Below are 21,849 nucleotides of genomic sequence, written 5' to 3'. Positions count from 1 at the left end.
TGAGTGTGTTGAACAGGCGATGCCCCAGTGATTGAGCGGCCATCTGGCCGGGCTCAATAGTCATCATCCGGTTCGGCAAGATCGATCACATCCAGCTGGATGACCTGTTCATTTTCGCTTTCGGTGTGGCAAGGGGTGTCGTGAGGAACGGAATAAAGCGTAATGGCGGGTGCGAAATCGGTGTTCTGGTTCATGCCTGGTCCTGTGTTGCACGCAAGCCGGACAGTGATCCCTTCACTCGTGTTTCCACCTCCCTGTGTTGTCTACCGGCGGAAAGTTGCGCATCTTAATGAGTTTGGAAAAAAGATTCAAGTGGTTCTGAATGTTTTTTGTTCTTGGTGGGCTGGCGTTGTCAGGAGGATAAATCGGAAGCAAAAAAATAGCCCAGTCGTTTGACTGGGCTATTCTCGGGGAAAATGGTCGGTGTGAGAGGATTCGAACCTCCGACCCTCTACACCCCATGCAGATGCGCTACCTGGCTGCGCTACACACCGACGGAGTCAGACTCGGCTGACGGGGAGGAAGTCTAATAGCATGGCCAAACGGGTGCAACTCCTTTTTTATCATAGAGATGCCGATTGCTTCTTTATTGCTCAGTCGGGATGCGGCTTGGGTCTGACGTGCAGATTTGGCATAATCGCCGCCCTGTCACTGCGAGCTATCATGCCTGCTATCTATGGATTCATCTGACAGGTATGGATAGCTGGAATGTAAACAGCACAATTGAACAATATAAAGAGGGGATGGGCGTGAAACCATCAGAGGTCCCAGAAATACCGAGTCAGACCGAGCAGGACGAACAGTGGATGCGTCATGCCATGGCATTGGCTGCCCGGGCCGAAGGGATTGGCGAGATCCCGGTCGGTGCCGTACTGGTGCTGGATGGTCAGGTGGTGGGCGAGGGGTGGAATCGCTCCATCAGCGAACACGATGCCTGTGCCCATGCCGAGGTGATGGCAATCCGGGCGGCGGGCCAGCAGCTGGCGAACTACCGGCTGCTCGACACCACTCTTTATGTGACGCTGGAGCCCTGCTGTATGTGTGCCGGTGCGCTGATCCATAGCCGGGTCAAGCGGGTGGTTTACGGTGCCCGAGATCTCAAGACCGGCGCGGCGGGGTCGGTGTTCGAGATCTTGCAGGACCCGCGCCACAACCACAGTGTCGAGCTGACCGGCGGCGTGCTGGCCGATGCCTGCTCGGCCCAGTTGTCGGCCTTCTTCAAGCGCCGCCGCGCCGAGAAAAAGGCGGCCAAACTGGCGTTGCAACAATCAAACGATACCCTTTCCTGAATCATTCGGGGGCAGCGCAGGCTGCCCTTGCTGATTGCCTTCATAAATATCCCTTTATAAACAATATATTACGCTCGCTCGCCTTCGAAAGGATCCCCGCCCATTTTTCCGTAAACAACCTCTGTTAAAGCACTCTCGATGTAACAAAACTGTCATGCAACCGCCATATAATGCCGCGAAGCCTAGCTTACATTGAGGTCTTGCATGTCATCGGAATCGTTAAACCTGGTCATGGCGGGCAGTAGAAAACGCCGGATCAAGGATAAATTGGCCAAATATGGCGTCACCACAGGCGGAGCCCTGGTACTGGTGGCGCTGCTGCTTATCTTCTTTTATCTGCTCTATGTGGTGAAACCCATCTTCAATGGCGCCTCCATGGAGCCGGCCACCTCGTTTACCCTGCCCGTCGCAGGGAAGACAGCCTGGCTCGGCATGGAAGAGCAGAACGAGATCGGCTATCGCTTCAGCGATAAAGGTCAGGTCAACTTCTTCGCGCTACAAGGAGATGACAAGATCAAGGTTGGCCAGTCACTGGGCCAAGCCCAGGTTGCTGGCGACATCAGCACGGCCACAACGCCGGCACCGGGCCAAAAGCTGATTGCCTACGGCTTTGCCGATGGCAAGGCACTGGTTGTCCAGCCTGCGTTCAAGGTCTCCTATCCCAACGATGTGCGGGTGATTGAACCCAGCCTGAAATATCCCTTCGGCGAAGAGCCTGTGGTGATCGACCCGCAAGGGAAGGCGCTGCAACTGATGGTGTTCGAAGCCACCAAGGACAAGATGGCGACCGCTGCCGTGACCGAAGATGGTCGTGGCGTGATGACTGTGATGAGCGGCGAGGAGAACTTCATCTCCGGGGAGATTGAGTGGAGCAGTGAAAACTACACGATTCCCTCTTTGCCGCGTCATGTGGATCAGATGCTGCTGACCCCCAATCTGCGGATCCTCTTTGTACGTCAGGGAAATCGTCTCTCCGTCTATGACATTCATAACCTGAGCGAGATCTCCTTGCGCAACGTGCTGGAGATCAATGCCACCAACGCCAACGTGACTCGGGTCGAGCTGCTGGCAGGCGCTTCTTCGCTGCTGGTAGGTAATGACAACGGTGTCATCTCCCAGTGGTTTGAAGTGGCAAAGGATGGCAAACGTCAGTTCACCCAGATCCGTGATTTCAAGGGTGATGGCGCAGTGGATCTGTTGACTCCCGAGCACTTTCGCAAAGGCTTCATCAGTGCCGACAAGGACGGCATCATCAGCTTCTTCCACGCCACCGGCGAGACCAAGCTGCTGACCGAGACAGTAGAAGGGGGGGAGCTTTCTGCCCTGGCCATCTCTCCACGCCACAATGCACTGTTGATGCAACAAGGCGACACCTTCAAATTGTTTACGGTTGAGAATGATCACCCCGAAGTGACCTGGTCTGCCCTCTGGCAAAAGGTATGGTACGAAGGGTATCCGGAGCCCCAGTATGTGTGGCAATCCACCTCCGCCAGCAACGACTTTGAAGCCAAGCTGAGTCTGGTCCCCCTTTCGTTTGGTACTCTCAAAGCCGCTTTTTATGCGCTGTTGTTTGCTGTACCACTCGGGATTGCCGGTGCCATCTATACCGCCTACTTCATGTCTCCGGGGATGCGCAAGTTTGTTAAACCGACCATAGAGATCATGGAGGCATTGCCAACTGTTATCCTCGGTTTCCTGGCTGGTTTGTGGCTTGCTCCCATTGTGGAAGATTACCTGCCGGGCATTTTTATGATGCTGGTGATGCTGCCGATGGGGATGCTGCTTGCAGCTCTGCTATGGCATCTGTTGCCTGACACTCTCAAGCAAAGTGTGCCTGAGGGCAGTCAAGCCGTCTTACTGATCCCTGTCGTTATTCTGATTGGCTGGATGGCTCTTACTCTCAGTCCTGTCGTAGAAAATGCGTTTTTCGGTGGTGATACCCGTAGCTGGCTCACCAATGTAATGGGGATCAAATTTGACCAGCGCAACTCGCTGGTGGTCGGTATCGCCATGGGCTTTGCGGTCATCCCCACCATCTTCTCCATTGCAGAAGATGCGGTCTTCTCGGTGCCCAAGCATCTGACTCAGGGCTCGCTGGCGCTGGGGGCCACCCCGTGGCAGACCCTGAGCCGGGTGGTGATCCTCACCGCGAGCCCGGGCATCTTCTCTGCGGTGATGATGGGGCTTGGCCGCGCCGTGGGTGAGACCATGATCGTGCTGATGGCCACTGGCAACACCCCCATCATGGATTTCTCCATGTTCCAGGGGTTGCGTACCCTCGCCGCCAACATTGCGGTGGAGATGCCGGAGTCGGAAGTGGGCAGCTCCCACTATCGAGTGCTGTTCCTCGCGGCCTTCGTACTGTTTGTGTTCACCTTTTTCTTCAACACCCTGGCCGAGTTTGTCCGCCAGCGGTTGCGTGAAAAATACAGCTCCATGTAACGGGCAAGGAATCGACAATGGGTAAGTGGTTTAAATCAGGGGCCCCCTGGATCTGGATGACCGGCGGTGCCGTCAGCCTGAGCCTGGTAGCGGTACTGGGTCTGTTGTTGCTGATCGGCTGGCGTGGTCTGGTCTACTTCTGGCCCCACCCTATCTATGAGTGGCAACTGGAAGACGCCAGCGGTAACAAGAGTGTGTTGGTTGGTGAAATCAATGACAGTGAGCTGGTGCCGGTTGAACGCCTGCGAGCCGCAGGATTGCCATTGGAAGGTGAAGAACGTGAGGTGTTGACCCGTTATCTGGTCAAGACCGGCAACCGCGAGTTCGTTGACCTCGATTTTCGCTGGGTTCTGGAGACTGATATCAAGTCTCAGGCTCTTCCTGTCGAGATGGCAATGATAGAGCGTACTACCAACGGCAACTTCTATGGCTATGTGGTAGAGGCCAAGGAAGATGGCGTCGTGTATGAGCAAGATTTGCACAAAGTGCTCAAGCGGATGCTGGCTCGAAGCAACGGTTTGTCTGAACAAGCCAATGAGTTACAAAAAGGCCCCATTGGCGCCATCAACTACCAATTAGAGAAGTTGCGCCTCAAGGAACGTAAAGCAGAGCTTGAAAATGAGCTGACTGATCAGCTCAAAGTGGAGCTGGCCAGCGAGCGTCAGGCCCTCAACGATCGTTATCAGGTGCTGGAAAAAGAGCTCTTCTCTCTGCGTAGCCAAGCCGATCGCGACGCCATCACCGTCAAGGATATGCGTGGCGAGCTGGTGACCATGCCGATGTCCAAGGTACTGGACGTGGTATGGCCCAACGACATGAGCCTGCTGGCCAAGGTGGGTCACTGGTTCCATCAGATTGGCAAGTTTGTTTCCGGTGAGCCTCGCGAAGCCAACACCGAGGGCGGGGTGTTCCCGGCCATCTTCGGTACCGTCTTCATGGTTATCCTGATGGCGATCATCGTGACCCCGCTGGGGGTGGTGGCAGCGGTTTATCTGCACGAGTATGCGGGCAAGAACAGTCTGACCAAGCTTATCCGCATTGCGGTGATAAACCTGGCGGGCGTGCCCTCCATCGTCTACGGCGTGTTTGGTCTGGGCTTCTTCGTCTACACACTCGGCGGTTCGTTAGACCAGCTTTTCTACCCGGAAGCGCTGCCGAGCCCGACCTTTGGCTCACCCGGCGTGATCTGGTCGGCGCTGACCCTGGCCATCCTGACCCTGCCGGTGGTGATTGTCTCCACCGAAGAGGGGCTGGCGCGGATCCCGAGCACCATCCGTCAGGGCTCGTTGGCACTGGGCGCCACCCAGGCCGAGACCCTGTGGCGCATTGTGCTGCCGATGGCGAGCCCGGCCATCATGACCGGCCTTATTCTGGCTATTGCCCGTGCAGCCGGTGAAGTGGCGCCGCTGATGCTGGTGGGGGTGGTAAAACTGGCTCCGACCCTGCCGATGGATGGCAACTTCCCGTATCTGCATGTGGAGCGCAAGTTCATGCACCTGGGCTTCCACATCTATGACGTCGGCTTCCAGAGCCCCAACGTCGAGGCGGCCCGCCCGCTGGTCTACGCCACCTCCTTCCTGCTGGTGACGGTGATCGTGGGTCTGAACCTGACCGCTATCGGTATTCGTAACCACTTGCGCGAGAAATTCCGGTCGCTGGAGCATTAATCCGGCGCCGCTTGAGTGATACAAGAGTGAGATAACAGAGGGGCGGCCGAGCGCGAGCCGCCATCTCTCTGCACCAATACGTGAGGGGCGCCGGCAGCTGTCCGGCCACTCCAGATAGATTTTGAGGTAACAGATGATCAACGTAACGACCACGTCTACCCAGCACACCGCGCTGGACCTGCTCAACCTGACCCCGGAGCAGACCGCGCTGGAGGTGAAGGATCTCAACCTGTACTACGGCAGCAAGCAGGCGCTGTTCAACGTCAACATGAAGATCCCCAAAGGGCAGGTGACCGCCTTTATCGGCCCGTCAGGCTGTGGCAAATCGACCCTGCTGCGCTGCATCAACCGGATGAACGATCTGGTGGAGATCTGCCGCATCGAGGGGGAAATCCAGCTGCACGGCCACAACATCTATGACAAGAGCGTCGATGTTTCCGCCCTGCGCCGTCAGGTGGGCATGGTGTTCCAGCGCCCGAACCCGTTCCCCAAGTCCATCTACGAGAACGTGGTCTATGGTCTGCGCCTGCAGGGGATCAACGATCGTCGCACTCTGGATGAAGCGGCCGAGCGCTCCCTGCGCGGTGCGGCCCTGTGGGACGAGGTGAAGGATCGTCTGCATGACAACGCCTTCGGTCTCTCCGGTGGTCAGCAGCAGCGTCTGGTGATTGCCCGCGCCATCGCTATTGAGCCGGAAGTGTTGCTGCTCGATGAACCGACCTCGGCGCTCGACCCCATCTCCACCCTCACCATCGAGGAGCTGATCAACGAGCTCAAGAGCCAGTTCACCGTGGTGATCGTGACCCACAACATGCAACAGGCTGCGCGCGTGTCGGATCAGACCGCCTTTATGTATATGGGCGAGCTTATCGAGTACTCGGATACCAACACCATTTTCACCACCCCGGCCAAGAAAAAGACCGAAGATTACATTACCGGTCGTTACGGCTAAGGAGAGGAGAGGATGAATCTCAGCAAACAGATTGGCAGTCGGTTCAACGGCTAAGGCATAATCGGAGCAATCAAGGATTATTTGTATGGACAATATGAACCTCAATAAACACATCTCCGGTCAGTTCAATGCCGAGCTAGAGAGCGTGCGCAACCAGGTGCTGGTGATGGGCGGTCTGGTGGAGCAGCAGCTCACCGACGCCATTGCGGCGATCCACGATCAGGATCTCGATGCGGCGCGGAAAATCGTGGCCAACGACCACAAGGTCAACGCGATGGAAGTGGCGATCGACGAGGAGTGCACCCGCATCATCGCCAAGCGTCAGCCGACCGCCTCCGACCTGCGACTGGTGATGGCCATCATCAAGACCATCACCGATTTGGAGCGCATTGGCGACGTGGCCGACAAGATCGCCCGCATGCTGACCGACAACGCCAACAAGCCGCAGCCGCCGCTGGTGTCGCTGGAGAACATGGGCCGTCGTACCATCAAGATGCTGCACGATGTACTCGACGCTTTCGCCCGCATGGATCTGGACGCGGCGCTGGCGGTCTACAAGGAAGATGACAAGGTAGACCGGGAGTACGAGTCCATCATCCGTGAGCTTATGACCTATATGATGGAAGATCCCCGCACCATCCCCCAGGTGCTCAACGTCCTGTGGGCGGCGCGGGCCATCGAGCGGGTCGGCGATCGCTGCCAGCACATCTGCGAGTACATCGTCTACTACGTGAAAGGCAAGGATGTGCGCCATACCAAGGCGGACGATCTGGGCACCTTGCTGGGCAAGGGCTAACCGGAAGTGAATAAAAAGGCGCGTGAAGCGCCTTTTTTGTTGCATAACTGGTCGGAGTAAGATAAAGCCCCCAACTGGCTGTTTTCTGATAGAATACTCCCCCTGTGTGAGTCCCGGATGGGCTCACGGTCCGGTCTCCCGGGCCCAGTTTGCCGTCTTGTGCTAAGGCGGGTGTAGCAATAGGTTAATCATGAGTTTTGCCGATAGTTTGTTCTTTTTAATGCTGCTGGTTGGCGGCAGTGTGTTCTTCTCCCTCTCCGAGATCTCTCTCGCCGCGTCTCGCAAAATCAAATTGCAGGTGATGGCGGATGAAGGTAATCGCCAGGCCGAAAAGGTGCTGGCCCTGCAGGCCCAACCGGGCAACTTTTTCACCGTGGTGCAGATTGGCCTCAATACCGTCGCCATTCTGGGCGGTATCCTGGGTGAGTCTGCCCTCAACCCCGCCATCAAGGGGATTGTCTCCCAGTTCTACCAAGGGCCCTGGCTTGGCGAGATCAGCTCCGGTGCCTCCTTCGTGTTCGTCACCGGCATGTTTATCCTGATCGCTGATCTGATGCCCAAGCGTCTGGCAATGACCATGCCCGAGCAGATTGCAGTGGTGGTGGTGCGCCCCATGCTCTTCTTCGTCACCGTGCTGATGCCGCTGGTGTGGGTCTTCAACGGATTGGCAAACTCCCTGTTCCGTCTGATGCGCGTATCCACGGTGCGTAATGACGAGATCACCTCCGACGATATCTATGCGGTGATGGATGCCGGTGCCGAGGCGGGGGTTATCCAGCGCGAGGAGCATCAGCTCATCGAGAACGTGTTCGAGTTGCAGTCCCTTGGTGTCACCTCTGCCATGACGGCCCGCGAGAGCCTCATCTACTTCACCCTGCAAGAGAGTGAAGAGAGCATCAAGGCGAAGATCGCCGAACATCCCCACAACAAGTTTCTGGTCTGTGACCACAACCTCGACAGCATCAAGGGCTTTGTCGATGCAAAAGAGCTGCTGATCCGCGTTATCGGCGGCCAGAGCATCGACCTGATCGGTGGCAACCTGGTGCAGAACGTCATCATCATCCCCGATACCCTGAACCTCTATGAGGCGATGGAGTACTTCAAGAATCATCGTGGCGACTTTGCCGTGGTGATGAACGAGTACGCGTTGGTGGTGGGGATTGTCACCATGAACGACCTGATGAGTACCGTCATGGGCGAGTGGGCCACCCACGTGGTGGAAGAGCAGATCGTCCAGCGCGACGAGAACTCCTGGCTGGTGGACGGGGTCACCCCCATCTCCGACGTGATGCGCGCCTTCGATATCGAAGAGTTCCCCGAGAACCAGAACTACGAGACCATCGCCGGCTTTATCATGTATATGCTGCGCAAGATCCCCAAGCGCACTGACTCGGTCAAATACGCCGGTTACAAGTTCGAAGTGGTCGATATCGACAGTTACAAGATTGATCAGCTGCTGGTTACCCGGGTCGAACCGGCTATGGCCGAGAAGCCAGCTCAGGAATCGTAAAAGGAGCGACATAAGAGTCATGAAGATGCAGTCTCATTCCCGTGCGCTGGCCTGTGTCGCGCTCGCCCTGGCACTGGGTGCCTGTAGCCAGAGTGCGCCGCGCAAAGCCACAGTGGCAGCCAAGCCGGTTGCCCCCAAGCCTGCCGTGGTGGTGCCGCAGCCGGATCCCGACGCGGTGGTGCAAAGCGGCATGGTCGAGCCGAGCCCGGTCTTTGATGAGCAGTACCACGGCCCGGATCAGGGGTCGCTGGAGTCGGTGACCGCCCTGTTTGCCCGTGGTTACATCGAGTCCGCCATGCGCGAGACCATGCTGGCAGCGGTGCACAACGACTATCCGCTGCTCGGCATGCGGGATGTGCGGTTGACCGATCCGGTCTCCAAATTCCTCACCTCCGAGCATGCGGTCACCACGGCCCATGACTACCTCTATGCGGGTGTGCAGCGTCGCCTCGGTCGTCCGCTCAGCCCTGCCCAGTGGGAGCAGATCTGGCGCGGTTTGCCACAGCAGGGTCGGGTCTCCGACTGGGTCAAACAGATCAAGCGAGTGCTGGCCGGGCGTTAAGTTACCAGCGGATCAAGATTGTGATGAGGCCACCTTCGGGTGGCCTCTTGCATTTCTGCGTTTGCCTCGCCGTTTGCACGCTGATTTCTGCTGATACTGATTGCCGCCCGTGGGACTTTGCTTTATCTTGACTTGGCCATCTAAACGTCCGTAGGTTTTTATGGCTGCATAATAAAAGGGCTTCACAGGATGAAGCAGGACGATCTGCAGCGATTCGATGTGAAACCGCAGATCAACAAAACAAACAGATAAATACGCAAATAAACAACGCACATAACTAAGAGACACGACAGATGGAAACCAGGGAATTGTGGGTGCTGGATGGGGGCATGGGGCGCGAGCTGGCACGGCGGGGGGCACCGTTTCGTCAGCCCGAATGGTCGGCGTTGGCCTTGATGGAGGCGCCAGAGACGGTGCGTGACGTGCATCAGGTCTATGTGGCTAGCGGTGCCCGGGTCATCACCACCAACAGCTATGCGCTGGTGCCGTTTCATATCGGCGATGAGCGTTTCTTTGCCGACGGGGAGGGGTTGGCAGCGCTGGCTGGTCAGCTGGCCCGTGAGGTGGCTGACGAGCAGAAGGGCGCCGTGCAGGTGGCGGGTTCTCTGCCACCGCTGTTTGGCTCCTACCGTGCCGACCTGTTCAAGGCGGACCGGGTGAGCGAGCTGGCGACGCCGCTTATCCGGGCGCTATCCCCTTATGTGGATATCTGGTTGGCCGAGACCATGAGCCTGATTGCCGAGCCACTGGCCCTGAAAGCGCTGCTGCCGAAAGATGGCAAGCCGTTCTGGGTCTCCTTCACGCTGGAAGATGAGGCGCCGGGCAACGAGCCGCGACTACGTTCCGGCGAGCAGGTGGCTGATGCGGTGACCGCGCTGGTGGCGGCCGGGGTCGATGCCATCCTGTTCAACTGCTGTCAGCCTGAGGTGATTGAGGGGGCCCTCGAGGTGGCCAGCGCCCGATTGCAGGCGCTGGGCCGCGCTGACATTCGCCTCGGTGCCTATGCCAACGCCTTCCCGCCGCAACCCAAGGAGGCCACCGCCAATGATGGGCTGGACGAGATCCGCGCCGATCTGGGGCCGCTGGATTACCTTGGTTGGGCCGAGCGCTGGCGCGCAGCCGGTGCGAACCTCATCGGCGGCTGCTGCGGCATCGGCCCCGAGCATATTCAGGCGCTGAGCCGCCGGTTGCGCTAAGGAGCTTCCATGAAAGAGAGCAAGATTGGGCTCTGGTCACTCACCGCGCTGGTGTTCAGCTCCATGGTGGGGGCGGGGATTTTTAGCCTGCCCCAGAACATGGCCGAGGTGGCAGGCGCCCGCGCCGTGCTGATCGGCTGGGGCGTGACGGGTGTGGGCATCCTGGCGCTCGCCATGAGTTTTCTCTATCTGTCGCGACTCAGGCCGGATCTCGACGGCGGCATCTACAGCTATGCCCGCGCCGGTTTTGGCGAGCTGGTGGGCTTCTTCTCTGCCTGGGGCTACTGGCTTTGCGCCACCATCGGCGTGGTGGGTTATCTGGTGATCGCCTTTGCGGCGCTGGGCAGCTTTATCGACACCCCCGAGCAGATCTGGTTTGGTGAGGGCAACACGCTGGCAGCGTTTGTCGGCGAGTCCTGCATCCTCTGGGCTGTGCACCTGCTGGTGGCCCGCGGCGTGCAGCAGGCGGCGCTGTTCAATCTGGTGGCGACCCTGGCCAAAAGCCTGCCGCTGCTGCTGTTTATCCTGTTTGCCTGCTACTGGTTCGATCCGGTCACCTTCGCGGCGGATCAGCAGGGCAGCACCCTGGCGGTGCCGGTCTCCGAGCAGGTGCGCAACACCATGCTGATCACCCTCTGGGTCTTCACCGGTATCGAGGGGGCCGCGGTGTTGTCGGCCCGCGCCAGAAACCGGCGGGATGTGGGCACGGCCACCGTGCTTGGGGTGCTATTGGCGCTGCTGCTCTATGTGCTTATCTCGGTGCTGGCGCTCGGAATATTGAGTCGGCCCGAGCTGGCGGCGCTGCCCAACCCCTCCATGGCAGGGCTGATGGCTCAGATGACCGGATCCTGGGGCAAGCTGCTCATCAGCGTCGGCCTGATCGTCTCGGTGCTTGCCTCCTACGTGAGCTGGACCCTCTTCTCGGCGGAGGTGCCGTTCAGCGCGGCCCGCCACGGCGCGTTTCCCGCCATCTTCCGGCGCCAGAACCGCAACGGGACGCCTATCGCATCGCTCTGGCTCACCAGCTTGACGGTGCAGACTTGCCTGCTGCTGGTGTGGCTGCTCGGCAAGGGCTACACCAGTCTGCTGCTTATATCGACCTCGATGATTTTGGTGCCCTACCTGTTGATCGGGCTGTTTTTGCTCAAGCTTTCGTTCAGCAATAAGGGTGAGAGCGGGCAGGGCCAGAGCCTGATGCGGGCGGTGGCGCTGGTGTCGAGCGGTTACGGCTTCTGGCTGCTCTATGCCGCTGGGGTGGAGTATCTGCTGCTCTCCTTGCTGCTCTACGGGCCGGGTCTGCTGCTGTTTCTCTACAGCCGCCGTCAGCTGGGGGCGGATCTGCGCCTGAGCGGCCGCGAGCGATGGCTGGCTGGAGTGACCTTGCTGAGCTTGATCCCCGCCGTCTGGTCGTTCGCCCATCTCTGAGATCGAAGATGTGATTGACGATAAAATAGAGCGCCATAGTGGCGCTCTATTTGTTATCAGGGACTGGTTATCAGGGACTTGCTATCCGGACTTTGTTATTTGGGGCGAGGGCTCAACGGCTGGCTGGCCCGGCCGGTTTGCCAAACAGCACGGCGAGCTTTTGTCGCCAGGGCAGGCCTCGGGCGTCACGCAGCATGTTGCGCCACTCGTGGAAGGTGAGGGTGAGGGGATTGAAGCTGTGGATCGGTTTGGTGATGCCAAAGCGGCACGGCTCGGCCGGGTCCTCCTCGACAAAGGTGCCGAACAGCCGATCCCAGATGATCAGCACCCCGGCGAAGTTGCGGTCTATGTACTTGGCATTGCTGGCGTGGTGCACCCTGTGGTGGGAGGGGGTGTTGAAGATCCACTCCAGCCAGCCGAGTTTGCCCACCACCTGGGTGTGGACGAAGAACTGGAAGCCCAGGCTGAGCAGCACGGTGGCGACCACCGCCTCGGGCGGGAAGCCGATGACAATCATCGGGATCCAGAACAGCCACATGCCGGAGATTGGGTACATCAGGCTCTGGCGAAAGGCGGTGGAGAGGTTGAGTCGCTCCGAGCTGTGATGCACCACATGGGAGGCCCACAGCCAGCGCACATGGTGGCTGGTGAAGTGGAACAGCCAGTAACAGAGATCCTGCAATAGGAACAGCAGCAATACGCTCCAGAAGTTCAGCTCGATATCGAACAGTCGCCAGCCCCAGAGGGTGTCATACAGATAAGCGATGGCGATGGCCGCCAGCGCATCGCCCCCCTGGTGCATCAGGGCCAGTGCGGCATTGGCGAACAAGTCTCGCCACTGGTAGGTGGCGGTGGGGAAGGCGGCGCCATGTTTGCGCAGGTAGAGCATCTCCCAGCCGACAAAGGCCAGAAAAATCGGGGAGAGGTAGAGCAGAAGCAGTTGCACATCCATAGCGGCCATCCATTCAGAGCAATTGCTCTCCAGCATAAAGGATGGCTTTAATAATTCATTAACATTTTTCGTCGGCGTAGAGATAGCGAAAAAGAGGGTGCTGCAACCGCAGAGGAAGGCACGGCGGATGGCTATGCTTGATGCAGGCTTGTTCAGGAGGATCTGGCTTATGCGTGTCTGGTGTTGCTTGTTGCTGGGGTTGTGCATGATGGCGCACGCCAAGACCCGGGTCGAGATCCTGGCGGATGCCGCCTATCCGCCCTACTCCTGGCAGGAGGGGGAGGAGGTCAGGGGGATCTATGCCGACATCATCCGCGAGGTGACCGCCGCCATGAGTGACTATGAGGTGGTGCTCAAGCCCATGCCCTGGCGCCGCGGCCTGAGCCTGGTGGAGCGGGGCAGTGCGTTTGCCATTTTTCCTCCCTACTATCTGCCCGATGCTCGCCCCTATATCTGGCCCTACTCCCAGCCGATACTCGATGAAGAGCTGGTAGTGATGTGCGGCGCCAGTGTGGCAGCCAATACCCCGCAGGCACGGTTTCCTGATGACTACAGCGGTCTTCGCTTCGGTATCAATGCCGGTTTCACCGTGGGAGGCGATCTCTTCTGGCAGGCAGTGAAAGAGAAGCAGATCGATGTGGAGGAGGTGAAAAGCAATCGGGAAAATCTGCTCAAGATAGTGCGTGGCCGTATCGACTGCACCGTCAATGACCGTATCTCGCTGCTCTATGAACTGTTCAAAATGATACAGGGATCGCAACTGGCGGTGACCGATATGTCCCTGCTCAAGCAGGGCCCCGTGCTCAGCAAGGAGCAGGGGTTTCTCGGTTACAGCCGCAAGGGGGAGTTCCCCTACAAGCAGGCCTTTATCGAGCAGTTTGACAAGGAGCTTTACCTGCTCAAGAAACGTGACGGGGTGAGGGTCATCGTGGAGCGCTATCTGGGAAAGTCCCCGCGCTGAGCCGATGAGAGGGGGACTCGGGTTCAGCGGATGGGGGGCTCCTGCATGAAGAACAACCAGCATGAAGAACAAGAAGAGGGACCCTGGGTCCCTCTTCGTCTATCCACTGTTTTGTGGTTGCTACAGCACCTGACTGAGGAACTGGCGCAGGCGCGGGGAGGGGGGATTGTCGAAGAAGTCGGCAGGTTTCTCATCCACCAGCAGCTCGCCACTCTCCATAAAGAGCACCCGATCCGCCACTTCCCGGGCAAAGCCCATCTCGTGGGTCACCACCACCATGGTCATCCCTTCGCGGGCCAGCCCCTTCATCACATCCAGCACTTCCCCCACCATTTCGGGGTCGAGCGCACTGGTGGGCTCGTCAAACAGCATGATGCGTGGCTGCATGGCGAGTGCCCGGGCAATGGCCACCCGCTGTTGCTGACCGCCGGAGAGTTGGGAGGGATAGCTGGCCGCTTTCACCGACAGCCCCACTTTCAGCAGCAGTGCCTTGGCTCTGTCTTCGGCCTCACGGCGCGACAGGCCACGCACCTTCTGCGGAGCGAGGCAGATGTTATCCAGCACCGTCAGGTGGGGAAAGAGGTTGAAGGATTGGAACACCATGCCCACCTCTTCCCGCAGCTTGTTGACATCGCCCGGCTCGGTCAGGCAGATGCCGTCGACCACGATATTGCCGTCGTTGATGGTCTCCAGCTGGTTGAGGGTGCGCAGAAAGGTCGATTTGCCCGAGCCGCTGGGGCCGACGATCACCACCACTTCCCCTTCGGCCACCTGGGTGCTGACGTTTTTCAGCGCGTGCACCTCGGTGCCGTAGAACTTCTCCACGCCGGTTGCCTTGATGATGGGATCAGTTGCTGTACGCATATTTCGCCTCCAGAAGACGAATCGGTAAGGCGAATGGGGTGCCGGCAGCCTGTTGCACCTTGATGATGGGATCAGTTGCTGCGCGCATATTTCACCTCCAGACGGCGTACCAGGAAAGAGAGGGTGCCGGTCAGCACCAGATAGAGCAGGGCCACGGTGAACCATACCTCGAACGGGCTGAAGGTGGAGCTCACCACCTCGCGCCCCGCCTTGGTCAGATCGGTGATGGAGATGACCGAGACTAGCGAGGAGTCCTTGATGAGGTTGATGAATTGGCCCGCCAGCGGCGGCAGCACCCGCTTGAACGCCTGCGGCAGGATGACATAGCGCATGGTCTGGGCCGAGGTCATACCCAGGCTGCGGCCCGCCTCCATCTGCCCCTTGTGGATGGAGCTGATACCGGCGCGGACGATCTCCGCCACATAGGCGCCGGTAAAGACCGCCAGCGCGGCAACCCCGGCGGTGAAGCGGTCGAGGTTCAGCACGGTGCCGATAAAGAAGTAGACGATGAAGATCTGCACCAGCAGCGGCGTGCCGCGGATGAGCTCAACGTAGGTGACCGCCAGATTGCGCAGGGCGGGATTGGGGGAGAGGCGCGCCAGCCCGGCCAGGGTGCCGAGCAGGATGGCGAAGATGCCTGCTACCAGCGAGAGCTTGACGGTGACCCAGACGCCCCAGGCGATGGGGCCTGCGGTCCAGCTCAGTTGGGTGTCGAGGGTATCGCCACGAAAAACGGTATCCCCTTCGGCGACTTGTACGCCGGTACTGGCGATGGCTTGCCGTACATTGGGGTCGAGATCGTCTTGCAGGAACAGCTTGCCCTTCTCGGCCTCGCTGGTGCCCGCCATCACGGTGCCGTCAAATTCGGCGACATTCTTCTGCTCCGCCTGATAGGCGATGTACTGGGGAATGCGTTCCCAGCGCCAGGTGTAATCCACTGACTGGACAGCCTTGTAGATGCCGAATACGGCAACCAGCAGCATCAGCAGGAAAACCCCATGCCAGAGTAGCTGATTGGGCTGTTTTTCCATCTGTCTTGTCGGTTTGGGTGTGTGCACAGTCACAACCTCTTCTCGTTATTGTGTGGGGAGCTGCGTGGTGCAGGGGCGGCATGTGCCGCCCCCCGGAGGTTATTTGAGCTGATTCAGCCAGGCGTTGGATTCGAACCACTTCTTGTAGAGACGGTCGTAGCTGCCATCGCCCTTGATCTGGCGCAGGTAGTTGTTGAACCAGTTGAGGGTGTCCTGATCTCCTTTGCGGATGGCCCAGGCAAGCGGTTCGAAGGTGAACGGCTTGTCGAGGTGCACCACGGCGCCCTGATTCTGGGAGGCGAAAATAGCGTTGTAGGGCAGGTCATAGACGAACGCATCGACCTTGCCGTTGATCACTTCCAGCTTGGCGTCATCCTGAGTTTCAAACTGCAGCAGGGTGGCTTTGGGGATCAGGCGCTTGACTGCCTGCTCGCCGGTGGTGCCGAGCTTGACCGCGATCTTGTATTTCGGGTCGTTGAGGTCGGTGAAGGACTTGATTTCGCCCGCCTTCTCTTTGCGCAGGACGATGGTCTGGCCGACCACGATGTAAGGATCGGCGAAGTTGACTCGCAGGTTGCGCTGGGGAGTCACGGTCATGCCGCCCATGATGACGTCGAACTTGTTGGTCAGCAGCGCCGGAATGATGCCATCCCAGGCGGTGTTGACGAACTCGACCTTCACGCCCATCTCTTTGGCGACCATCTTGGCGAGATCCACGTCAAAGCCGATGTACTGGCCCTGCTTGTTGGTCATCTCGAAGGGTTGATAGCCGGCGTCGAAGCCGACTCGCAGCACGCCGCGTTCAAGCACGGCATCCAGGGTGGAGGTGGGGGCAGGGGTCGGGGCCGCCGTGGCGATCCCGCAAAACAGCAGGGTAGAAAGAATCAGTTTTTTGATCATAAGTGACGTCTCTGTCGGTGGTGTGTTCGGCCTTGAACCTGATCCCGTGCGACTCCGTGGCACAAGAGACTGCTGCATCCGGCAACAGGCAAGACAGGATGAATGTCTTGTGCGGGACAAAAGCCCCATATGAGATGCTATGAATAGTGGTTGAGTGAAAAATGTACCAAAAACAGATTGTGTCAGAAGACTCAACAGGTTAGAGACATTTATTGCTCATGGCTTCATTCATAAAATCACACGAAAACAACATATCTATCTAATTGAGTGGGTTCAAGCCCAAATTATCCCCAAGACATTTTGTTACAAAGTCAGGGCGCCGCTTGCGGCTCTTATTGTGTTGTTGGGCTCCGTAAGAGGCTTTTTATGGGGTTAATACGAATACGCATTGGTGGGATATCACACGCATTGCTCTGTTTGTCAGCAAACGAACGGGCTTTATTGTGAAAACCATCAAGTCGCACTGGGTCTTGGCAAACGCTTCTCATATACTCAGTTACCCTCTCTGCATGGCTTTGGTATGGACGCCTCACTACTGCTTAAGCTGGATATTTTTACCTTGATGATCATGGCCTTGTGTGGCTATTGTCTCGGTTTCCTCACTCTCACCATCATTCGCGTTACCCACAACGATATTCCCGGCGTCGGGGTCTGGTGGTGGTCCAGTCTGTTTGCCATGTTGGGTCAGGCGGGATTTGCCAGCCTGCTGTTGACACCCACCCCCTATGGCTCCTGGGTGGGCAATGTCTTCCTGATTTTTCATGTGTCGTTATTGCTGGTCGCCCAACGCTGTTTCTTCCGGCAATCGCCGGGCTGGCCTGTCTGCTGGGGATTCATCCTGCTGTTTGCCGCCGTCATGACCTGGTCGGTCGCCATCGATGGCCGGATTGCGGTACGGGTGATGATCAGCAGCGCCACCTTCATCGTGCTCAGTACGCTCATCATCTGGCAGCTCTGGCGGCACGGTCGACCCGATTATCAGGTGGCGGTATGGGTGCTGATTGGCCTCAATCTGGTGCTGATCGCCATGACCCTGATGCGGATGTTTACCGTGTGGGGCGAGGTGATCGAAAGCCCGTTCCAGCGTCAGCTGTTCAACGTGTTGCCCTATGTCTCCATGCTGGTGGGTAGCTCCATGCTCACCTTCGGGGTGCTGCTGCTCTGCAACCAGCACCGTGCGCTGGAGCTGCGCTATCAGGCCAGTCATGACCCGCTGACCGGCTTGTTCAATCGCCGTGGTTTTATGGAGCGTCTGGCCCGGGGACGGCAGGCACAACAGGGGGCGCTGGTGGTGCTCGATCTGGATGACTTCAAGCAGATCAACGATCGGCATGGTCATGAGGTGGGGGATCGGGTGCTGGAGCGGGTCGGGTTGGCACTGCGCGAGCTGGAGGGAGTATTGGCCAGTCGCTTTGGGGGAGAGGAGTTTGTGCTGCTGTTTCGCTATGCCACCGCAGAGGAGGCGATCGCCCGGTGCCAGTCACTGCGGGTTCAGCTTGCGGCCAGCGAGGTGGAGGGGATCCATATCACCGTCAGCATGGGTGTTGCTCACTGGCTGGGGGAGTGGCACTTTGACAGCCTGTTCAGCCGTGCGGATGACGCTCTCTATCGGGCCAAGCGGGAAGGAAAAAACCGGGTCTGTCAGGCTGCCTGATGCAGGAATAGGTTCAGGAATAAAATCAGGGCGCGGTGATCCGCGCCCTGTCCGTTTTTGCTTGCCGGATATAGCTTGTCAGCTGCCGTCCGTTACTCTGACGCCGCTTGAGCTGTTCTCGGTGCCTGCGCCTTGAGGAAGGGGAGCAGCAGCAGGGCCGAGACGCCCGCCGCTACCGAGATCACCACGAAGAAGCCGTTCCAGTGCCAGATCTCCATCACTTTGGCCAGCGGATAGCCCGACAGCGCCGCCCCCATGTAAGCAAAGAGACCGACAAAGCCGGTGGCCGCTCCCGCCGAATTCTTGTGGGAGCACTCCGCCGCCGCCATGCCGATCAGCATCTGGGGGCCAAACACGAAAAAGCCGATGGTAAAGAAGCAGGCCGCCTGCATCACATAGCTGAAGAAGGGCATCAGCCAGAGCGACCCCACCGCCAGCAGGATCCCCACCGCAAAGATGAGGTTCATCGGGCCACGGTTGCCGTTGAACAGCTTGTCCGATCCCCAACCCGCCACCAGAGCGCCGATAAAGCCCCCTACCTCGAACATGGAGATGGCCGAGTTGGCGCTCATCAGATTGAAGCCGCGCTGCTCGGTCATGTAGAGATTGCCCCAGTCATTGATGGCGGTGCGCACCACATAGACCAGCACGTAACAGCAGGCGAGCAGCCAGATATAGGGGTTGCCCAGCACATATTTGCGCAGGATCTGGCGGTGGGAGAGCCCCGCATCCTGGGTCTGCTGGGCCAGCTCCATGGCATCCTTGCGCCACTCGCCCACTGTTGGCAATCCCATGGCGCTCGGGGTATCCCGCAGTCGCCAGCAGAGGAATAACCCCGCGATGATGGCGATAAGGCCGGGCACTATCATGCCGTAGCGCCAGCCATGTTGCAGGGCGATGGTGCTGACGATAAGGGGAATGAGCGCGCCGCCGACGTTGTGGGCGGTGTTCCAGGCCGACCACCAGACGCCGCGCTCGGTGCGCGAATACCAGCTTGTGAGCAGCTTGGAGCAGGGGGGCCACCCCCAACCTTGGAAGAAGGCGTTGGCGACCCAGAGGGCGGCAAACATCCAGAGTGCCGACGAGAGGCCGAACAGTATGTTGATAACGCCGGTGGCCATCAGTCCGACACCCATAAAGTAGCGCGGGTTGGCGCGGTCACTGATGATGCCGGAGAAGAACTTGGAGCAGCCGTAGGTGATGTAGAACAGGGTCCAGAGCATGCCGATGTCGGACTTGTCCAGCATGCCGCTCGCCAGCATGTCCGGCATGGCGAAGTTGAAGCTCTTGCGGGTGAAGTAGAAGACCGCGTAGCCCAGATACATGGTCAGCAGCAGATGCAGCCGCCAGTGGCGATAGGTGGCATCGATCTCGGCCTGATCCCGGATAAGGGGCCGGGGCGGCGCGCTTCTCATCAAACTCAGCACAGGCAGGCCCTCTGGTGGTGATTAGCCATGACTCTCCTCCCGTCTGCGACTGGGCAGGTTGACCGTCAACTGGGTGCCGTGGATGCAGGAGAGTTGCAGACTGCCCCCGAGGGCCTGTACCCGCTCGCGAATGCCGAGCAGGCCATAGCCCTGTTGCGGTCGGCTTTCCGGCAGACCGCGGCCATCATCTTCCAGCACCAGTTGCAGCTGCTCGCCGCTGGCACGGGCGCGAATGGTGACCGAGTGGGCGTTGGCATGTTTGACCACGTTGTTGAGCCCCTCCTGACAGACCCGAAACAGGGTGACCCGCTGGGCATCGGAGAGATCCCCATCCGCCAGCTGCCACTCCAGACGGGTGACGATGCCGTGACGCTCCAGCTCCAGCTCTCTGAGCAGTGCCCGTACCGCCTGTTCCAGGGTCATGTCGTCGAGCTGGCGCGGGCGCAGCCGCCCGAGCAGACCGCGCACAGCGTCATAGATCCCGAGCGATAGTGTGTCGATCAGGGCGCTGCTCTGGCCCACCCCGGCATTATCGGGGGCAAGGCGGCGCACGATACCTGCCTGGGTACGAATGGCTGTGATGGTCTGGCCGATGTCGTCGTGCAGCTCGCGCGCCACCTCCTTGCGGATGCTCTCCTCGGTCTCCAGCAGCCGCTCGGTGAGCTGGCGATTGTGGGCGAGCTGGCGCGTCAGCGCCTGATTGAGTTCGCGCTGGCGCTGGATCCCGGCACCCAGCAGCAGGCCAGTGAGACTCTGGGCCAGCAGGGAGAGCAGCAGATCGAGGGGGTGATCGTGCCAGGCCTGACTGGCCAGCAGGGCGATGGTGTTCATCAGGGTGGCGAGCAGTGCCCCTTGCCAGCCGTAGCGCCACGCCATGGCGATGATGGGGATGGCGAGACAAAACGGGGTAAAGCGCACCAGCGAGTTGGGCAACCCCAGTTGCAGCCAGAGACTCAGCACGAACAACAGCAGATACCAGACCAGATGGCGAAAGCGCCACTCTACCGGCTGATCCACCAGCGCAGGGCCGAGCGGCACCCAGGTGGCGCGGGTGAGGTAGTGCCAGATCAGCATGCAGGTGGAGGTCAGCGTCAGCCCACCGGTCAGGCTGAGCAGCAGGGCCGAGAGGCCATCTTCCCCGGCCAGATGCCAGAGCAGGGCTTGCAGCAGCGCCGCCGCCGTGACGGTGGCGAGCAGCAGCAACAGTTGCTGCCAGTCGTTGCGCACCTGCTGGCGACGGGCAATCAGCAGCGGTAGCAGTGTCAGCAGACTGCCCGCGACCAGCCAAGGCCAGTGGGGCAGCCCCACTTCCAGATTGAGCCAGTAGAGCAGCAGCCCTTCGCACAGCAACAGCGGCGGCCAGTAGTGGCCGGGACTTTGCAGCAGCAACCCGAGGCGTAGGCCGAAGGGGAACAGCAGCACCGCCAGCGCTGGGCCACCCGCCAGATGCAGGCTGATGCTCCAGAGGCAAAACCAGCCGGCGGCAAAGATGAAGCAGGCCGCCAGCGCGATGGCGACATAGCTGGCAAGACGGGAGATCACCAGCTATCCAGCATGCGGTGGGCCAGCTCGACGTTGTTGCTGACCTTGAGCTTGTCCATCAGGTTGGCGCGATGGACGTGAACCGTCTTGGGGGAGAGGCCAAGCTGCTCGGCGATGGCTTTCACCTCCAGCCCCTGTGCCAGCAACTGGGCAATCTCCCGCTCCCGATTGGTGAGGGGATCCCGGCTGCTGCTGGCCAGTTTCTGGGCGATGTCCGGCGTCAGATAACACCCCCCCTGGGCGGCGGTACGCACCGCGGCGATCAGCTCGTCCGGACTGCACCGCTTGGAGAGAAATCCCTTGGCACCGGTTTGCAGCGCCTGCTCGATGAGGGCGGGGCTGTCATGCACCGAGAGCATCACTACCGCAAGGCCGGAGGGGAGCTGCTTGAGTAGATCCAGCCCCGACTGGTCGGGCATCGAGATGTCGCAGACGCAGACGCGCGCCCCGCTACCGGGCAGGCCGGCAAGGGCATCGCTGGCGGAGCCGAATTCGGCGACCACCTGCAGGTCTGGTTCCAGATTGAGCAGTTGGGCAAAACCGGATCGGACGATCTGGTGATCGTCGATGAGGGCAATTTTTATCATGATGTCAGCCTGAAATTCGGTGCGTCATGACCATGACGCGGCCAACAAGATACCTGCCCCCCGAGTCAGGCTCAAGCAGCAGCAGGAAAAGG

General features: G+C 59.3%; 19 protein-coding genes and 1 tRNA gene. 11 read left to right on the top strand and 9 right to left on the bottom strand.

The features are described 5' to 3' along the window. Positions 1 to 53 precede the first annotated feature (53 nt). Positions 54 to 194, bottom strand: a complete 141-nt coding sequence (locus AB5Y97_RS08275) for a hypothetical protein (RefSeq protein ID WP_005334106.1) — start codon at positions 192 to 194, stop codon at positions 54 to 56. A gap of 223 nt (positions 195 to 417) precedes the next feature. Continuing rightward, a tRNA-Pro gene (locus tag AB5Y97_RS08270) sits at positions 418 to 494 on the bottom strand. A gap of 255 nt (positions 495 to 749) precedes the next feature. Between AB5Y97_RS08270 and tadA the strand changes: the two genes are divergently transcribed. The 9 genes from tadA (at position 750) to AB5Y97_RS08225 (ending at position 11,839) form a co-directional block, all read left to right on the top strand. Next, entirely contained in the window at positions 750 to 1,289 is a 540-nt protein-coding gene (tadA, locus tag AB5Y97_RS08265; protein WP_259586702.1) for a tRNA adenosine(34) deaminase TadA, read from the top strand. 204 nt (positions 1,290 to 1,493) lie between these two features. Continuing rightward, entirely contained in the window at positions 1,494 to 3,731 is a 2,238-nt protein-coding gene (locus AB5Y97_RS08260) for an ABC transporter permease subunit (protein WP_047437674.1), read from the top strand. A gap of 17 nt (positions 3,732 to 3,748) precedes the next feature. Next, positions 3,749 to 5,398 carry a phosphate ABC transporter permease PstA gene (pstA, locus tag AB5Y97_RS08255; RefSeq protein WP_047437676.1) on the top strand — a complete coding sequence of 550 codons (1,650 nt, stop codon included), beginning with the start codon at positions 3,749 to 3,751 and terminating at the stop codon, positions 5,396 to 5,398. Between the two features lie 133 nt (positions 5,399 to 5,531). After that, positions 5,532 to 6,350, top strand: a complete 819-nt coding sequence (pstB, locus tag AB5Y97_RS08250; RefSeq protein WP_005334102.1) for a phosphate ABC transporter ATP-binding protein PstB — start codon at positions 5,532 to 5,534, stop codon at positions 6,348 to 6,350. Positions 6,351 to 6,435: 85 nt separating this feature from the next. Next, entirely contained in the window at positions 6,436 to 7,146 is a 711-nt protein-coding gene (gene phoU, locus AB5Y97_RS08245) for a phosphate signaling complex protein PhoU (protein ID WP_005334097.1), read from the top strand. Between the two features lie 190 nt (positions 7,147 to 7,336). Beyond that, positions 7,337 to 8,656 carry a hemolysin family protein gene (locus tag AB5Y97_RS08240; RefSeq protein WP_139406437.1) on the top strand — a complete coding sequence of 440 codons (1,320 nt, stop codon included), beginning with the start codon at positions 7,337 to 7,339 and terminating at the stop codon, positions 8,654 to 8,656. A 19-nt stretch (positions 8,657 to 8,675) separates the two neighbouring features. After that, entirely contained in the window at positions 8,676 to 9,218 is a 543-nt protein-coding gene (locus AB5Y97_RS08235; RefSeq protein ID WP_206876211.1) for a hypothetical protein, read from the top strand. 293 nt (positions 9,219 to 9,511) lie between these two features. Continuing rightward, positions 9,512 to 10,414, top strand: a complete 903-nt coding sequence (locus AB5Y97_RS08230; RefSeq protein WP_274160372.1) for a homocysteine S-methyltransferase family protein — start codon at positions 9,512 to 9,514, stop codon at positions 10,412 to 10,414. Between the two features lie 9 nt (positions 10,415 to 10,423). Next, positions 10,424 to 11,839: a basic amino acid/polyamine antiporter gene (locus AB5Y97_RS08225; RefSeq protein WP_368157539.1), complete on the top strand. Its 1,416-nt coding sequence runs from the start codon at positions 10,424 to 10,426 to the stop codon at positions 11,837 to 11,839. 112 nt (positions 11,840 to 11,951) lie between these two features. On the opposite strand, the gene AB5Y97_RS08220 is transcribed toward AB5Y97_RS08225, so the two are convergent. Further along, positions 11,952 to 12,791, bottom strand: a complete 840-nt coding sequence (locus tag AB5Y97_RS08220) for a sterol desaturase family protein (protein ID WP_368157537.1) — start codon at positions 12,789 to 12,791, stop codon at positions 11,952 to 11,954. 169 nt (positions 12,792 to 12,960) lie between these two features. Here AB5Y97_RS08220 and AB5Y97_RS08215 point away from each other — a divergent pair, with 169 nt between their 5' ends. Continuing rightward, the gene (locus AB5Y97_RS08215) at positions 12,961 to 13,752 is read left to right on the top strand and encodes an ABC transporter substrate-binding protein (RefSeq protein WP_075113818.1); all 792 of its coding nucleotides are present in this window, start codon (positions 12,961 to 12,963) and stop codon (positions 13,750 to 13,752) included. A gap of 120 nt (positions 13,753 to 13,872) precedes the next feature. On the opposite strand, the gene AB5Y97_RS08210 is transcribed toward AB5Y97_RS08215, so the two are convergent. From AB5Y97_RS08210 to AB5Y97_RS08200, 3 genes are all read right to left on the bottom strand, one after another. After that, the gene (locus AB5Y97_RS08210; protein WP_368157534.1) at positions 13,873 to 14,616 is read right to left on the bottom strand and encodes an amino acid ABC transporter ATP-binding protein; all 744 of its coding nucleotides are present in this window, start codon (positions 14,614 to 14,616) and stop codon (positions 13,873 to 13,875) included. A gap of 71 nt (positions 14,617 to 14,687) precedes the next feature. Continuing rightward, positions 14,688 to 15,647: an amino acid ABC transporter permease gene (locus AB5Y97_RS08205; RefSeq protein ID WP_213389104.1), complete on the bottom strand. Its 960-nt coding sequence runs from the start codon at positions 15,645 to 15,647 to the stop codon at positions 14,688 to 14,690. A gap of 99 nt (positions 15,648 to 15,746) precedes the next feature. Then, positions 15,747 to 16,547 carry a transporter substrate-binding domain-containing protein gene (locus tag AB5Y97_RS08200; protein ID WP_005334079.1) on the bottom strand — a complete coding sequence of 267 codons (801 nt, stop codon included), beginning with the start codon at positions 16,545 to 16,547 and terminating at the stop codon, positions 15,747 to 15,749. Positions 16,548 to 17,067: 520 nt separating this feature from the next. On the opposite strand from AB5Y97_RS08200, the gene AB5Y97_RS08195 reads away from it, so the two are divergent. After that, the gene (locus AB5Y97_RS08195; protein WP_368157532.1) at positions 17,068 to 18,201 is read left to right on the top strand and encodes a GGDEF domain-containing protein; all 1,134 of its coding nucleotides are present in this window, start codon (positions 17,068 to 17,070) and stop codon (positions 18,199 to 18,201) included. Positions 18,202 to 18,293: 92 nt separating this feature from the next. Here AB5Y97_RS08195 and AB5Y97_RS08190 read toward each other — a convergent pair whose 3' ends face one another. From AB5Y97_RS08190 to uhpA, 3 genes are read right to left on the bottom strand one after another with little or no spacing between them, the layout of a single operon-like run. Next, complete coding sequence (locus AB5Y97_RS08190; RefSeq protein ID WP_368157530.1) at positions 18,294 to 19,628, bottom strand: MFS transporter; 1,335 nt, start codon at positions 19,626 to 19,628, stop codon at positions 18,294 to 18,296. A gap of 21 nt (positions 19,629 to 19,649) precedes the next feature. Then, the gene (gene uhpB, locus AB5Y97_RS08185; protein WP_368157528.1) at positions 19,650 to 21,170 is read right to left on the bottom strand and encodes a signal transduction histidine-protein kinase/phosphatase UhpB; all 1,521 of its coding nucleotides are present in this window, start codon (positions 21,168 to 21,170) and stop codon (positions 19,650 to 19,652) included. Then, positions 21,167 to 21,757, bottom strand: coding sequence for a transcriptional regulator UhpA (gene uhpA, locus AB5Y97_RS08180; protein WP_005334071.1), 591 nt, complete (start codon positions 21,755 to 21,757; stop codon positions 21,167 to 21,169). Before uhpA ends, uhpB begins: the two co-directional genes overlap by 4 nt. Between the last annotated feature and the right edge of the window lie 92 nt (positions 21,758 to 21,849).

The sequence above is a fragment of the Aeromonas sp. R10-2 genome (assembly GCF_040908445.1).
Classification (GTDB): Bacteria; Pseudomonadota; Gammaproteobacteria; order Enterobacterales; family Aeromonadaceae; genus Aeromonas; species Aeromonas veronii.
This window is presented reverse-complemented; position numbering and strand designations above follow the sequence as displayed.

What these genes read in the sequence shown, in the direction of transcription:
- AB5Y97_RS08275 (WP_005334106.1), bottom strand. Translation starts at nt 194, where the DNA reads ATGAACCAGAACACCGATTTCGCACCCGCCATTACGCTTTATTCCGTT.
- AB5Y97_RS08260 (WP_047437674.1), top strand. Translation starts at nt 1,494, where the DNA reads ATGTCATCGGAATCGTTAAACCTGGTCATGGCGGGCAGTAGAAAACGC.
- pstA (WP_047437676.1), top strand. Translation starts at nt 3,749, where the DNA reads ATGGGTAAGTGGTTTAAATCAGGGGCCCCCTGGATCTGGATGACCGGC.
- pstB (WP_005334102.1), top strand. Translation starts at nt 5,532, where the DNA reads ATGATCAACGTAACGACCACGTCTACCCAGCACACCGCGCTGGACCTG.
- phoU (WP_005334097.1), top strand. Translation starts at nt 6,436, where the DNA reads ATGGACAATATGAACCTCAATAAACACATCTCCGGTCAGTTCAATGCC.
- AB5Y97_RS08240 (WP_139406437.1), top strand. Translation starts at nt 7,337, where the DNA reads ATGAGTTTTGCCGATAGTTTGTTCTTTTTAATGCTGCTGGTTGGCGGC.
- AB5Y97_RS08235 (WP_206876211.1), top strand. Translation starts at nt 8,676, where the DNA reads ATGAAGATGCAGTCTCATTCCCGTGCGCTGGCCTGTGTCGCGCTCGCC.
- AB5Y97_RS08230 (WP_274160372.1), top strand. Translation starts at nt 9,512, where the DNA reads ATGGAAACCAGGGAATTGTGGGTGCTGGATGGGGGCATGGGGCGCGAG.
- AB5Y97_RS08225 (WP_368157539.1), top strand. Translation starts at nt 10,424, where the DNA reads ATGAAAGAGAGCAAGATTGGGCTCTGGTCACTCACCGCGCTGGTGTTC.
- AB5Y97_RS08220 (WP_368157537.1), bottom strand. Translation starts at nt 12,791, where the DNA reads ATGGATGTGCAACTGCTTCTGCTCTACCTCTCCCCGATTTTTCTGGCC.
- AB5Y97_RS08215 (WP_075113818.1), top strand. Translation starts at nt 12,961, where the DNA reads ATGCGTGTCTGGTGTTGCTTGTTGCTGGGGTTGTGCATGATGGCGCAC.
- AB5Y97_RS08210 (WP_368157534.1), bottom strand. Translation starts at nt 14,616, where the DNA reads ATGCGTACAGCAACTGATCCCATCATCAAGGCAACCGGCGTGGAGAAG.
- AB5Y97_RS08205 (WP_213389104.1), bottom strand. Translation starts at nt 15,647, where the DNA reads ATGGAAAAACAGCCCAATCAGCTACTCTGGCATGGGGTTTTCCTGCTG.
- AB5Y97_RS08200 (WP_005334079.1), bottom strand. Translation starts at nt 16,547, where the DNA reads ATGATCAAAAAACTGATTCTTTCTACCCTGCTGTTTTGCGGGATCGCC.
- AB5Y97_RS08195 (WP_368157532.1), top strand. Translation starts at nt 17,068, where the DNA reads ATGGACGCCTCACTACTGCTTAAGCTGGATATTTTTACCTTGATGATC.
- uhpA (WP_005334071.1), bottom strand. Translation starts at nt 21,757, where the DNA reads ATGATAAAAATTGCCCTCATCGACGATCACCAGATCGTCCGATCCGGT.